Origin of the sequence: Streptococcus bovimastitidis (genome assembly GCF_001885095.1) — a bacterium.
Lineage (GTDB): Bacteria > Bacillota > Bacilli > Lactobacillales > Streptococcaceae > Streptococcus > Streptococcus bovimastitidis.
This window is the reverse complement of record NZ_LZDD01000001.1, coordinates 81,889-96,109: the sequence shown is the minus strand read 5'-3', so window position 1 is coordinate 96,109 and position 14,221 is coordinate 81,889. Positions and strand designations below refer to the sequence as shown.

At 38.8% G+C, this 14,221-nt stretch carries 14 protein-coding genes; 1 reads left to right on the top strand and 13 read right to left on the bottom strand.

The features are described from left to right. Positions 1–128 precede the first annotated feature (128 nt). From A9Q68_RS00470 to A9Q68_RS00450, 5 genes are all read right to left on the bottom strand, one after another. Complete coding sequence (locus A9Q68_RS00470) at positions 129–371, bottom strand: DUF3165 family protein (protein ID WP_071792685.1); 243 nt, start codon at positions 369–371, stop codon at positions 129–131. A 114-nt stretch (positions 372–485) separates the two neighbouring features. Beyond that, the gene (gene typA / locus A9Q68_RS00465) at positions 486–2,327 is read right to left on the bottom strand and encodes a translational GTPase TypA (protein ID WP_071792684.1); all 1,842 of its coding nucleotides are present in this window, start codon (positions 2,325–2,327) and stop codon (positions 486–488) included. 176 nt (positions 2,328–2,503) lie between these two features. After that, the gene (locus A9Q68_RS00460; RefSeq protein ID WP_071792683.1) at positions 2,504–2,884 is read right to left on the bottom strand and encodes a rhodanese-like domain-containing protein; all 381 of its coding nucleotides are present in this window, start codon (positions 2,882–2,884) and stop codon (positions 2,504–2,506) included. Positions 2,885–2,893: 9 nt separating this feature from the next. Next, on the bottom strand, positions 2,894–3,865 hold the full coding sequence (locus A9Q68_RS00455; protein ID WP_071792682.1) for an ROK family glucokinase: 972 nt from the start codon (positions 3,863–3,865) through the stop codon (positions 2,894–2,896). Next, positions 3,840–4,073 (bottom strand): YqgQ family protein, encoded by a 234-nt coding sequence (locus tag A9Q68_RS00450; RefSeq protein ID WP_071792681.1) that lies wholly within the window; start codon positions 4,071–4,073, stop codon positions 3,840–3,842. The genes A9Q68_RS00455 and A9Q68_RS00450 overlap by 26 nt, the downstream gene beginning before the upstream one ends. Positions 4,074–4,177: 104 nt before the next feature. Here A9Q68_RS00450 and A9Q68_RS00445 point away from each other — a divergent pair, with 104 nt between their 5' ends. Further along, positions 4,178–4,825, top strand: coding sequence for a prepilin peptidase (locus A9Q68_RS00445; RefSeq protein WP_071792680.1), 648 nt, complete (start codon positions 4,178–4,180; stop codon positions 4,823–4,825). Positions 4,826–4,861: 36 nt separating this feature from the next. On the opposite strand, the gene A9Q68_RS00440 is transcribed toward A9Q68_RS00445, so the two are convergent. The 8 genes from A9Q68_RS00440 to A9Q68_RS00405 all read right to left on the bottom strand — a co-directional run bounded on the left by A9Q68_RS00440 (position 4,862) and on the right by A9Q68_RS00405 (position 14,221). Then, entirely contained in the window at positions 4,862–6,607 is a 1,746-nt protein-coding gene (locus A9Q68_RS00440) for an ABC transporter ATP-binding protein (RefSeq protein WP_071792679.1), read from the bottom strand. After that, complete coding sequence (locus tag A9Q68_RS00435; RefSeq protein WP_071792678.1) at positions 6,600–8,342, bottom strand: ABC transporter ATP-binding protein; 1,743 nt, start codon at positions 8,340–8,342, stop codon at positions 6,600–6,602. The genes A9Q68_RS00440 and A9Q68_RS00435 overlap by 8 nt, the downstream gene beginning before the upstream one ends. A 77-nt stretch (positions 8,343–8,419) precedes the next feature. Then, positions 8,420–8,929, bottom strand: a complete 510-nt coding sequence (locus tag A9Q68_RS00430) for a VanZ family protein (protein WP_106403984.1) — start codon at positions 8,927–8,929, stop codon at positions 8,420–8,422. Continuing rightward, positions 8,929–10,014 carry a dual-specificity RNA methyltransferase RlmN gene (gene rlmN / locus A9Q68_RS00425; protein WP_071792677.1) on the bottom strand — a complete coding sequence of 362 codons (1,086 nt, stop codon included), beginning with the start codon at positions 10,012–10,014 and terminating at the stop codon, positions 8,929–8,931. The genes A9Q68_RS00430 and rlmN overlap by 1 nt, the downstream gene beginning before the upstream one ends. After that, positions 10,011–10,748: a YutD family protein gene (locus A9Q68_RS00420; protein WP_071792676.1), complete on the bottom strand. Its 738-nt coding sequence runs from the start codon at positions 10,746–10,748 to the stop codon at positions 10,011–10,013. The genes rlmN and A9Q68_RS00420 overlap by 4 nt, the downstream gene beginning before the upstream one ends. Positions 10,749–10,758: 10 nt before the next feature. Then, positions 10,759–12,093, bottom strand: a complete 1,335-nt coding sequence (locus tag A9Q68_RS00415) for a bifunctional metallophosphatase/5'-nucleotidase (RefSeq protein ID WP_071792675.1) — start codon at positions 12,091–12,093, stop codon at positions 10,759–10,761. A 171-nt stretch (positions 12,094–12,264) separates the two neighbouring features. Next, a complete protein-coding gene (locus A9Q68_RS00410; protein WP_071792674.1) occupies positions 12,265–13,233 on the bottom strand; it encodes a substrate-binding domain-containing protein in 969 nt (322 codons plus the stop codon). 43 nt (positions 13,234–13,276) lie between these two features. Continuing rightward, on the bottom strand, positions 13,277–14,221 hold the full coding sequence (locus tag A9Q68_RS00405) for an ABC transporter permease subunit (protein WP_071792673.1): 945 nt from the start codon (positions 14,219–14,221) through the stop codon (positions 13,277–13,279).

Sequence of the window (14,221 nt, the reverse complement as noted above, 5' to 3'; positions counted from 1 at the left end):
ATACCATCTTATTTTACCTTTATTTTCTAGCTTTTTCAAGGTTAAGACCAGATACAAGCAAAAGCAATTTTCCTGATGAAAAGCCAGAAATGTCAAAAGACTAGCCTTTTAAAAGCCAGTCTTTGTTATTAATTTTTGGGAGGCATTCTTAAAATATCCCTCAGAGCTAGGTAACAAATAGCAATCATGGCCAAGACAACGAATACTTCTGGCGGTGACTGCAATATTTTAACTAAGCTCATCCCAGCTAAGACAATCAAGAGCGCAACCAGAGCTACTAGTCCAATCATTGACAGGGTATTCTTGATACTTTTAGGTGCCATAAAAAGATAGTATGATACTATTAAAACGGCAATTATTAAATAAAACACTCCTGTCCTCTTTCCTAATATCTGATTAGCTCTGAAACCATTGCTCAGACATAAAAAGACTTTTAAAAAGCGGGACTCTTCAAAAATCTTTTCTATTTAATTTAATGGCAAAGATTATTCAGCTGATTTTTTCTTTTTACTTGCTTTATCACGCGCAGCCTTGTTCAATATTTGCTTACGCAAACGAATTGACTCAGGAGTTACTTCCATATATTCATCATCATTCAAGAACTCTAAAGATTCTTCCAATGTAAGAATACGTGGTGTTTTGATAACTGATGTTTGGTCTTTGTTAGCAGAACGAACGTTTGTCATTTGTTTTGCAGTTGTTACGTTTACACCAAGGTCGTTATCACGTGAGTGTTCACCGATAATCATACCTTCATAAACTTCAGTACCTGGATTAATGAAGATGGTTCCACGTTCTTCAACACGCATAATTGAGTATGTTGTTGCTTTACCTTGGTCGATTGAAACTAAGGCACCACGGTGACGTCCACCAATTTCTCCACCGACAACAGGTAAATATTGGTCGAAGGTGTGGTTCATGATACCGTAACCACGTGTCATTGAAAGGAATTCAGTTGAATAACCAATTAAACCACGAGCAGGAATCAAGAAGATCAAACGTGTTTGACCGTTACCAACCATTTGCATATCTAACATATCACCTTTACGTTCTGAAAGGGATTGGATGATCGCACCTTGGTATTCTTCAGGAGTATCAATTTGAACACGTTCAAATGGCTCACATTTAACGCCATCAATTTCTTTAATGATAACTTCTGGACGAGATACTTGCAATTCGTATCCTTCACGACGCATTGTTTCAATAAGAATAGCCAAGTGAAGTTCTCCACGACCTGAAACAGTCCATTTATCGGGAGAGTCAGTTGGGTCGATACGAAGGGAAACGTCTGTTTGCAATTCTGCTTGTAAACGTTCTTCAATCTTACGTGATGTTACCCATTTACCCTCGCGACCAGCGAAAGGAGAATTATTGACTAAGAAAGTCATTTGTAGGGTAGGCTCATCAATACGTAAAATTGGTAATGGATCAATAGCATTTGTTGGCGTGATTGTTTCACCAACGAAGATGTCTTCCATACCAGATACGGCAATTAAATCACCAGCTTTTGCTTCCTGGATTTCACGACGCTCTAAACCAAAGAAACCGAAAAGTTTGGTAACACGGAAGTTCTTAGTTGTACCATCTAATTTAGAAAGGGTTACGTTATCACCAACTTTGATGGTTCCACGGAAGACACGACCGATACCAATACGACCAACGAAATCATTATAGTCTAATAGTGACACTTGGAATTGTAAAGGTTCTTCTGAATTATCAACTGGTGCTGGAATATGGTTGATGATCGTATCAAAGATTGGTTCCATTGTATGCTCTTGGTCAGCAGGATCATCTGAAAGTGAAGATGTTCCGTTGATTGCTGAAGCATAAACAACAGGGAATTCTAATTGTTCGTCATCTGCTCCAAGCTCGATGAAAAGTTCTAAAACTTCATCAACAACTTCAGCTGGACGTGCAGATGGTTTATCGATTTTATTAACAACTACAATAGGAACTAAGTCTTGCTCTAAGGCTTTTTTCAAAACGAAACGTGTTTGTGGCATTGTACCTTCATAGGCATCAACGACAAGAACAACACCGTCAACCATTTTCATGATACGTTCTACTTCTCCACCGAAGTCCGCGTGTCCTGGTGTGTCCATAATGTTAATACGAACGTCGTTATAAGCGACAGCTGTATTTTTAGCAAGAATGGTGATACCACGTTCTTTTTCAATATCGTTTGAATCCATTGCACGCTCTTGAAGCTCTTTACGTTCATCAAGTGTGTGAGATTGTTTTAGCAATTCATCAACTAGTGTTGTTTTTCCGTGGTCAACGTGAGCGATGATGGCAACGTTACGGATATCGTTTCTTAGTTCTGTCATTTTTTCCTCTTGTAGCATATAAATTTTTTAACTTAGTTAGTATAACACAAATTTTCTCAAAAAGCAGAAAATGACTTATTGTAAATGTTTTCAGTTATATTTTTAATTTTTACATGAAAATGACGTATGATTATTGGTAAAAAAAAGAAATCAGTCAATCCTGATTTCTCATTATCTTATTTTGTTTTACCATCCCAATAATCAATACCATCTTTTAAGAGGTAAAGATTTGTGAATCCTGCTTTTTTCAGCTTGCGAATGGCGTTAGGGGCCAAACGAGTTGTCACATTTTCATAGATTAAAACGGGTTTGTCTTTACGTAAGGCTTTGATTGAAGCATCAAAGGTTTGTAATGGGAAGTTACGAGCCCCTAAGATATGTTTTTTCCTAAAAGCCACTGGATCACGTAAATCAATAACTTGACTGTAATGCATCATTTCTTTGAATGTCTCATTGTCGATCTGCTTAGCCATTCTTCTAAAAGCAAAATAATTCCAAGTAAAGTAGATCACAGTTCCAATTAAAATGATCCATCCAATTATCGTAACGATTGACATGCCGTCCTCCTAATGACTTTCTATTTGACTTGCCAAACTTGCTGCGCCAATGATACCGGCATCATTACCAAGTTCTGCAATTTTAATTTTTGTTGATGATTTAACTTGTGGGAAGGTAAATTTTAAGAAGTATTTTTCAATGCGTGAGCGTAAAAACTCACCAGCAGCTGATACCCCACCACCAATAACGATTGAATCTGGGTTCAAGATATTAGCCATATTAGCTGTTGCTAAACCAAGGTAGAATGCTACTTTTTCAACCACTGAATCAGCAAATGAATCGCCAGCTTCAGCTGCCACAAAGATATCTTTACTTGTTACAGCTTCACCATTGTCGATGGCTGCTTTAATAGCTGAATCACCTTCATAAGTTTCAGCTAAAAGACGAGCCACTTTTACAACACCTGTAGCTGATGCCACTGTTTCTAAACATCCAAATGATCCGCAAGTACATGCAAAACCATTTTCAGGTTCAACAATCATATGGCCGATTTCACCACCAGCACCGGCAACACCATGGATTAAGTTACCGTCAGCGACAATTCCGCCACCAACACCCGTACCAAGGGTTACGAAAATAACATCTGGATTGTTGTCACCAGCGCCGACCCAACGTTCACCTAAAGCCGCAACGTTAGCATCATTATCAATAGCAAATGGAATTCCCAATTCTTGCTCAATGATTGAACCAACTTCTTGGGTATCTTTCCAGTTGAGGTTAAATGCACCAGTAACAGTTTTTTTCTCACGGTCGACAGCACCAGGTGACCCCATACCAATACCGACGAAATCTTCCTTGCTTAAACCGTAAAGTTCAAGACGATGCTTTAAGGATACAACAATATCAGGAACGATGTGTTTCCCATCTTCTAAAATATTGGTTTCAATCGCCCATTTCTCTTGAACTTCACCCTCAAGGGTTAAAATACCAAATTTGATGGTAGTTCCGCCTAAATCAATCCCGATTAATTTTTGACTCATCTTCATGTCCTTCTTTTTCTAATTCTAATCTATGCTCGCGTCGCAAAATCAGTTCAGCATTCAAATAATCCATCTTGTCAATCAGCCCATTATCATAAAGCCGTTTAAGCTCTATTTTCATGACCTCAATGTCATAAAGACGCTTGCCAATATAGATATAAATACCAAAATTTTTCAGTAACTGTTGCACATCATATAATGTTTTCATATAAGTAGAGTTTAGCAAATTATCAGATTTTTTTCAAGAAGATTAAGCAATCGCTTTCCTATTTTCTTTCCTCCTTTTTCACTTTTCTTTTCGAATGAATAGGTATGACCTTCTTACTCTATTTTTTCCTAGGTGCAAGCCTAGGCTCCTTCTTAGGCTTGATTTACGATAGGTTCCCTCAAAAGTCCATCATTTGGCCGCCCAGTCATTGTTGCAACTGTCAGAATCAACTGCGAGCTCGTGACTTGGTACCCATACTTTCCTGGTGTCTCAACAAGTACAAATGCCGCTTTTGTCATATTCCCATCAGTCCCTTTTATTGTTTGCTTGGAACAACTTATGGAATCCTCTTTACCCTTTGTTTAAGCTTTCATTATTTGACTCTTATTGATTTGGCTATCCTGTCCTTGTCACTCTTTCTCTCTATCTATGACTACTATTCTCGTTCTTATCCCTTGCTTTTTTGGCTGCTAGCATACGGAGTTGGATTTCTTGGTTGCGGTCTAAATCTATTATCTGTCTTTTTTCTTCTCATAGGTCTTTTAGCGATTATAAAACCCATCAAAATAGGTAGTGGAGACTTCTTCTACTTGGCTTTTCTGGCTCTCTTTTATCCCCTAAGTCTCATTCTCTGGACCATTCAAGGTGCTAGTCTGCTGGGCTTAGTTTATTCTTTCTGGTCCAAACAAAAAGTACTGCCCTTCATCCCCTTTCTTAGCGCAGCCCTTTTCATATTACTTTTGCTGACCTAAAAAAGCCTGGAATTTCTTCCAGACTTGTTTTACAGCTTAGCGATTCTCCATCATACCAGCCTGTAGTTGATACATTTTATAGTAAGTACCACCTTTAGCTAGGAGCTCATCATGGCTACCACTTTCAATGATATTGCCCTTGTCTAAGACATAGATACAATTGGCATCTTGAATGGTGGATAGACGGTGAGCAATGGCGATGGTTGTCCGACCCTTACGCATTTTAGCAAGGGAATTTTGGACGATTTGCTCAGTTGCTGAGTCAATATTGGCTGTTGCTTCATCAAGTATGAGGATTTTTGGCTTGCTAGCAACGGTACGGGCAAAGGCCAACAATTGTCTTTGTCCGGTTGAAAAACTTGAGCCACGTTCTGATACAGGAGCATCATATTTTTCAGGGAGTTTGTCAATAAAGTAATTGGCATCAACAAATTCTGCTGCCTCCACAACTTCCTGATCACTGATATCCTGATACATGCGGATATTTGAAGCGATGGTGCCGTGATAGAGGAAAGGATCTTGAAGGACTAAGCCAACTGCTTGGCGTAAGGCTTCCTGACTATATTTGCGGATATCCTTGCCATCAATCAAGACCTGACCTTCCGCAAATTCGTAAAAACGCATAAAGACATTGATAATTGAGGACTTTCCTGAACCTGTTGAACCAACAAAGGCAATGGTTTCACCCTTCTTAACATCAAAAGTGATGTTATTCAGAATTTTCGTTTGACCGTCATAGGAGAAGGAAACATTTTTAAACTGAATGTGTCCTTCTTCAATATGGTCAATCTGACCTTCTTGGGCAGGTTCAAAGCCAACTTCATCAATTAATTTAAAGACCCGAGAGGCTGACACCATTGACGTTTGCAGGGTAGAAAAGTTTTGTGTCACTTCTATTAAAGGATCAAAAAGGCGATTGACATATTGAATGAAGGCGTACATGATACCAGCCGTTAAGCCACCTTGCATGCCTTTGAAGCCAAAATAGGTCATGAGCACGGCATAAGCCAATAATTTCAAGAGGGACATAGCAGGTCTTAAGAAAATCGAATCCAAAGCAACTGAGCGGTTGGCGTAGGCCACATGTTCTTCATTGATTAATTCAAATTCATTTTTAAGACGGTCTTCTTGCCCGAAAACTTGAATAATCCGGATGCCTTCAATACTTTCCGCTAGTTTGGTATTAATATCTGAAAGCAGACTTCTGGTCTTAGCAATCACAGTTACAGATTTTTTACGATATAAATTAACCAAGATAAAAATGAAAGGCAAGAAAATAGCAACTAAGGCTGTTAACTTGGCATCCAAAATCAACATGGTGTATAAGGTTACGGTGAAGATAAAGATTGCCGAAATAAAGCTAGATAAGAGACCTGAAAACATATCACTGATAGCTTCGGTATCATTGGTAATTCTAGAGACAATTGAACCTGCCGGTGTCTTATCGAAATAAGACATGCCCAATTTCTCCATATTAGCAAAGGCATCGCGACGGATATCGCGGACAATACTGTAAGAAACCTTGGCAAAGAAGAGATTACCAAAATATTGAATCAAACTTTGTAAAACATATAAACCATAATAGCCAATTAAAATCATGAAGGCTGTATTGTTGATGTGATTGAGGTAGTTATCAATAAAATGGGAAGCCACTAGCGGAATAAAACTTTTAACAACTGTTGTTAAGAGCAAAAGTCCCAAGGCAAGGGCTGTCATCCACTTATAAGGTTTCAAATAGGACATAAGGCGTTTAAAAACGTGCCATTGATTATCTTTAGCCATTTTCTTGCACCTCCATTTCCATTTGTTGGGATTGATAAGTTTTAGCATACCAACCATTCTGCTGAATCAAGTCTTCATGTCTTCCCCGTTCGATAATGCGACCATTCTGCATAACTAAAATCAAATCGGCATGGACAACGGCACTCAGGCGATGTGCTGTGATAATAGTTGTCTTATCCTGACGTGTTTCTTTTAGATTTTCAATAATGGCATGTTCGGTCTTAGCATCAACGGCTGAGAGGGAGTCATCCAAAATGAGGATGTCTGGATTTAAAATCATCGCTCGACTCATAGCCAACCGTTGTTTTTGTCCACCTGACAAGGAAACACCTTTTTCACCGATTAGGGTATTGAAATTATCTGGCATGGCCATGATGTCATCATAGACTTGTGATAATTTGGTTGCCTCTTCCACTTCTTCAAGTGATAAATCAGGATTCCCAAATCGTACATTTTCGAGAATGCTAGTCGCAAAGAGAAATTGGTCTTGAGGAACATAACCGATCAAGCGACGTAAATCTTCTAAACGGTAATTTTCAATGTTATGTCCGTTTAGTTTTATCATTCCTTGGGTGACATTATATTCACGAAGTAATAACTTGATCAGGGTCGTTTTCCCAGACCCAGTTTGACCAACTAGTCCTAAGGTTTGTCCTTTTTCCAAGTTGAAATGAATATCATTTAGGGTTTCTTCATTATCGTAATGGAAGTTATCAATTTGATAATCCAAAGGACCATTGGCAACTTCCTTGACCGGATTTTCAGGATCTTTAACGTCTGATTCTTGGCTAAGGAGGTCATTAATTCTTTCGTAGGAAACTGATCCTCTCTGTATCATATTGAATAAAAAGCCTACGGCCATGAGTGGCCAAACTAGCATATCCAAATAGGTGATAAATGTGACCAAGCTCCCTATGGTGATTTGATTCCCCTTAATCATATAAGCCCCAACTAAGAGAGTGAGCACATATGAAGCCCCGATGAATAAAAGGACCAATGGATCAAACATGACATCATAGGTCATGGTTTTGATGTTTTTTAGGTAGGTTTTCTGGTTGGTTTCTTGGAATGAGGCCAATTCCTGACTTTGATAGCCGAAAGACTTGGTTACCTTAATTCCAGAGACACTTTCTTGCACCTTATTATTCAAATCCGAGAAGGCTGCCTGAGATTCACCAAATGCTTTATGGGTTTTACGCCCTAAGCGGCTAGTGGCATATGCCATGATTGGTAAAGGCAAAACAGCAATTAGGGTCATTTGCCAAGAAATGCTGAAGAACATAGTCACTAAAGTTACGATGGCTGTGATTGAGGCATCGACGGCCGACATAACCCCACCACCAGCTAGACGGGTTAGAGAGTTAATATCGTTGGTGGCATGGGCCATCAAATCACCTGTCCGGTATTTTTGGTAGAAGGAAGGTGACATTTTGGTGAAATGTTCGAAGAGGCGGAATCGCATGATGCGTCCCAGTCTGTAAGAGGTTCCGAAAATGCAGATACGCCACAGGTAACGCAAGAAATACATGGCTAGCGCTGACAGAACTAACCAGAACAACTGCAACAGTAATTGATTTTTGGTTAAATGACCGCTGGTAATTCCATCAATAACGGAACCCATAATTTTGGGCGGAATCAAATTTAATAAGGCCACCACACTGAGTGAGATGATTCCTACTAAATATGGACCCTTCTCTTGGCGGAAGAACCACCAGAGGTTTTTTATGATTGACATAAGCTTCCTTTCAAGTTTTAAATTGTCGCTAAATTTCATTTCATTCAGCTAAAAAAGTCTCTCCCTCAGGAGAGAACTCAGTTTCTTTTGATACGATTCTTACTAATCAAAAGATAAGTCATGAAGGCAAAGAAGCCTCCTAAACTGTTTGTCCACAAATCATCAATTTCAAAGACACGATTGGCGTTTATAGCCAAATCCAAGAGTAATTGGTTACATTCAATAAAGAGGCTGATTAGAAAGGCAAGCAATAAACTCTTGCGATACGTCTGCCAACGACTGCTTAAAATATGGACCAGCAAAATCAAAGGATAAAGCAAGAACATATTCAAGAGATTTTGGCAAAATATCCAAATCAATTGGAATAGAGAAGTCACTTCCTTTAAGCCTACAAATGAATTAAATGGGATTAAAAGTAAGCGTAATCGACCGTAATAAATAATATTAGGTGTCTCCATACCTTCAAAAATCTGTGGATTTGGCGTAAAGCACATGATGGCAATGGCTAAAGCATAAAAGACCAGAAGAAACTTTAGAAGTCTCAGCCAGCCTTTTGGCAAAGCCATTGGATTGTCAATCCAAGACATTATTCAGCCACTTCCGCCACTGCTTTTTGACGGTCACGTTTCATGGTATTAGAACGTAATTGACCACATGCCGCATCAATATCTGTACCGTGTTCTTGACGAACCACACAGTTAACACCATTCTTTTTCAAGACATCGTAGAAAGCATCAACACGCGCTTTAGGACTACGGCTGTATTGGTCGTGTTCAGAAACTGGATTATAAGGAATCAAGTTAACATAGGACAATTTGCGAATATTTTTTGTGAGGTCTGCCAATTCTTGAGCTTGTTCAACACCATCATTGACTTCATTTAACATAATGTACTCAAAGGTAACCCGACGATTGGTTGTTTCAATATAGTATTCAATAGCAGCAAAGAGTTTTTCCAAGGGGAAAGAACGGTTGATACGCATGATACTTGAGCGTAAGTCATTATTAGGCGCGTGTAAGGAAACGGCTAAGTTAACTTGAACACCTTCATTGGCGAACTCACGGATTTTATGAGCTAATCCAGATGTTGACACGGTAATGTGACGGGCACCGATTGCTAGACCATTATCATCGTTGATGGTTCTAAGGAATTTCATGACATTAGTATAATTGTCAAATGGTTCCCCGATACCCATGACCACAACATGGCTAACGCGTTCATCTTGGCCACGTTCGTCAAAGTATTTTTGAACTAACATAATTTGCGCAGTGATTTCACCATTGTTTAAATCACGTTGCTTTTTAATAAGTCCAGAGGCACAGAAAGTACAACCGATATTACAGCCAACCTGTGTGGTAACACAAACAGAGTGTCCGTAATGCTGGCGCATCAATACTGTTTCAATTAACATACCATCTGGTAATTCAAAAAGATATTTTACTGTTCCATCAGCAGATTCTTGAACAATTCTTTGTTTTAAAGGATTGACACAGAATTCTTGATTCAAAAGAGCAATAAAGTCTTTAGAAATGTTGGTCATTTCTTCAAATGATTGGACACGTTTTTTATAGAGCCAGTCCCAAATTTGCGTTGCTCTAAATTTCTTTTGGCCATTAGCCTCTGCCCAAGCAATAAGCTCGTCTCGGGTTAAGCTGTAAATTGATGGTTTCATGAATTAGTATCCTTCTTTCTGATGATAAAGTGATCATTTGAAGCTTCTGCTTTAGAGCTTGCTGCTGAGTTTTCTTTTTTAGGTCTAGGTTTTTGTGGTGAACGACGCTTCTTACTGGTAAAGTTTTGTGAAGCTTTTTCATCCTCTTTGACACGAGGATTCATTTTGGGCTTGCCTTTTGGTCTTGCTTTGAAACCTTCTTTATCCTTGGATTTCATTTTAGACCGTGATCTTTGCTCCTGACTCTGCTTAGGACTAGCATTCAAACTATCCTTATTGTTAAAGCGTGTTTTAGCATTATCAGCCGTTTGACTTCTTCTTTTACTGTTTGATGACCGGATATTTTTACGTCGGCGTGGTGCTCTTTCCTCTTCAAATTTAATCTCTACTGGTTCTGGATTTTCAAGGACAAAATAAGCACAACCAAAATTACAAAACTCTTTAATATAGTCTTCTAAGCGGGAAATACGACTTGATTTTCTGACCTCATTGGAATCTTTATAAAAGCCTTTTAACCGTAATTGTTCATTTCCCCAATCACCAACAATATAGTCGTATTTGAGGAGAATTTCTGTAAAACGTTGACTAAATGCCGTTGCGTCGAAGGCATCCTTTTCATTTTCTAAAAGTGAAAAGGTAAGGTTATCACTTTTGACAACAGTGTCAAATGCCACAAATTCTGGCCCTGGAAATTTATTGTAATTATACATTTCAGGGGAAATCTCTTTTTTCATGGCACTCCTTTCAGGTTTTTCTTTTTATCAGGTATTTTTCGACGACTTCTCTTAATAAGTCTGGAAATAATAACTCAACTTCTACTTCTTTAATACTTGGAAAATAAGAAGCAAAATAATATTGGTCAACAAGGACTAAAGTTAGTTTGTCAGATTGACCCATAACTTTATCATTATACACTATTTTTCCCTTTTTGTATCGAAAGCCGTCGCTATAAAGTTGGCCAAATTGTTTGCCTCGGAAGCCCATTCCTCTAATTTCCTGATTCTTTAAGAATTCTTCTTGGCCATAAATATCTTGACAAATAACTTGCAGTTCTTCTTCCGTAATTTCTAATTTTGCCAAACGCATTTGATGAGGAAGAGACTGATGTAGATTTTCAGCAGTCACCTCAGCTTTGAAAGGGGATACGACTAAGCCTGAATTAATCAAGCACAAATCAGCTTGGGCATAATCTTTCATAGCCGCAGTTAATAAAGCAAGAGAACTTTCCATATCTAAATCCTGATCAAAAGTATCAACCTGTCTTTGGGCCAATAAGGCTTTTCCTTTTTGAACAAGTCCTTCAATAAAGGCCTGATCTTCCTTACGACTAGCAAAATGACTGCTTTCATGGGCAATCATCTGGATACTATCTAGTCGATGGTCGATTAAACTTAAGTTAATTTCACCAACATATTGACCATATTTCCCAGCTGCTGCCATATAGGTTCCATTGAGAGAGACCCCATCTTCAAAGACATGATGGGTATGACCACCAATAATCAAGTCTATGTTTTCAATTTCCTGACAAATTCTCTCATCAACCCGAATCCCTAAATGACTCAGAAGGATTCGCATATCTGCTTGCGCAACTTCTGGAATAGCTAACTCTCTCTTCAAGGCCTCAAGTGGGTCTTGCACCTGCCAACCATTGGGATTATATGTTTTGTAATAAGGAAAGGTATATGCTAAAAAGGCAATCTTTGTGCCCGCTTTGCTTTCATGAATCCAATAAGGATTGGCCCAATCAGGCCGACCCTTTTGGTCCGTCAAATTCCCTAGAATAACCTGAAAATCTGCCTGATCATAAAGCTGATTCAGAGAGGCTTTCGACAGGCCGATACCTTCGTTATTGCCAATAGTTGCATAGTGGATGCCCAATTGATTCATCAGCTGTATATTTGCTTGGCCTTGCGTGGCATCTGTCAAAGGGTGGCTAGAATCACAATTGTCACCAATATCCACTTTGATCACTTCAGCATCTGTTTCTGAAGCCCTAGCAAAAAAACGCTCTATTTTGGGATAGGCTTCAAAATGAGAATGCAAGTCATTTAGGTGTAAGATACGGATGGATTCTTCCATGATGCGCTCGGTGCCCTCCTTTAAGCTGCTTTGAAGACTGGGTCTTAGACTACATTTAGTATAGCATTTTTTTGCAGCCATTTCTGATTTTTGATACCCTAAGAAGCTCTGCTATTTTCCAAAAAAGCAAAAAAAAAAAAAAAGAAGCACCGAAATGCTTCTTCTCATGTATTACCAGTTGTATTTATCAACATTGTCTTTTGTTACGAGGTAGATTGGAGATACTGTTTTTTCAGCAACTTTTTTACCTTGGTAGTGGTCGATAGCTGCTTGGATTGCAATTTCACCCATTTTAGCAGGTTGTTGTGCAATTGTAGCAGTCAATTCACCTTTTTTAATTGCTGCGTGAGCATCTGGTTCACCGTCGATACCTACGATAACAATATCTTTCAAGCCAGCTGATTTAACGGCTTGTGCAGCACCAAGTGCCATTTCGTCATTTTGAGCAAAGATAACTTGAACATCTTTATGTCCTTGAATCATATTTTGAGCAGTGTTCAAAGCTTTTGCACGGTCAAAGTTTGCTGATTGGCTAGAAAGAACTTCTAATTTTTCTTTAGCAACTTTACCAAAGCCGTTACCACGGTCAACAGTTGCTGAAGCTCCTGGTACACCTGAAAGTTCGAAAGCTTTAGCTTTTTCACCTAATGTTTTAACGATAAAGTCTGCAGCCATTTTACCAGCTTCAACGTTGTCTGATGCAACAGTTGTAAGAACGTCGCCGCCTTCAGAACCACGGTCAATCAAAATAACTGGAATGTTAGCTTTGTTTGCTGCTTTGATAGACGTTACGATTGCTTTTGAGTCAACTGGGTTGATCAAAATAGCATCCACATTTTGGCTGACAAAGTTTTGAATATCGTCTGCTTGACGGGCAGCATCGTCTTGAGCATCTGCCACTTTAACTGAAACTTTTTTGCTGCCAGCGTATTTATCAATACCATCTTTCATAGCAACAAAGTAAGGGTTGTTTGTTGTAGAGATTGACACACCTAATTTCAAATCTTTAGCTGCTTTTTTAGTCACTTCTTTAGACGACGAACCTGAAGAGTTGTCTAAACCAGTTTTACCACAAGCGCCTAAAACGAGAACCATTGAGAACAAGAGGGCTAAAAAGCCAAGTTTTTTTCCGAATTTCATATGAGACTCCTTTTTTAATTTTTTGTTCTTTTTTATAAAATAGCTAAGCTTTTGCAACCTTGAAGCGGTCTAATAAGACAGCAATCAAGATAACAATACCTTTGACAACTTGTTGCCAAAAGGCTGAGACACCAATAATGTTTAAACCATTATTTAGAACCCCGATAATTAATGCCCCAATTAGGGTCCCAATAATCCGACCTTTACCACCTGACAATGACGTTCCACCAAGAACTACAGCAGCTATGGCATCCATCTCATAGCTAGCACCAGCAGTTGGTTGTGCGGAACTCAAACGAGAGGTAATGATGAGACCTGAGATTGCGGCCATCATACCTGAAATGGTGTAAATAATGATTTTAACTTTATTAAGCTTAACACCTGAGATATACGCTGCTTTTTCATTCCCCCCTAGCGCGTAGACAGATTTCCCAAAGGCTGTTTTATGTAAAAGAACATACAAGATAAGAAAAATAAGAAACATCAGAATAACTGGGAAAGGAATACCAAAGAGGTAGCCTTGGCCAATAAACTGGAAGAGGAAGCTATCTGATAAACCATCGGTGATAGGATTACCATTGGTATAAACTAAGGTTGCTCCCCTAAATATGGTCATGGTTGCTAGTGTTACGATGAAGGGTGCCAATTTCCCATAAGAAATAAAGAGACCATTCAACATTCCAAAGATACCACCAAGTGCAAGTGCAATCAAAATTGCAACTCCAACTGGGACACCTTTAGCAATCATACCTGCTGTCAAAGCACTTGAAAGTGCTAAGATGGATCCGACTGATAGGTCGATACCCCCTGTTAAAATAACAAAGGTCATCCCAAAGGCAATAAAGCCATTGGCTGTTACTTGCAACAATAAATTGAGCAAGTTATTGGTTGTTAAGAAGTTAGGATTAAGCATTGTAATGACAATCATTAATCCTACCAGTGCAACCAGAGTGGTTAACTCTGATACGTAGTTCATGACTTTTTTCAC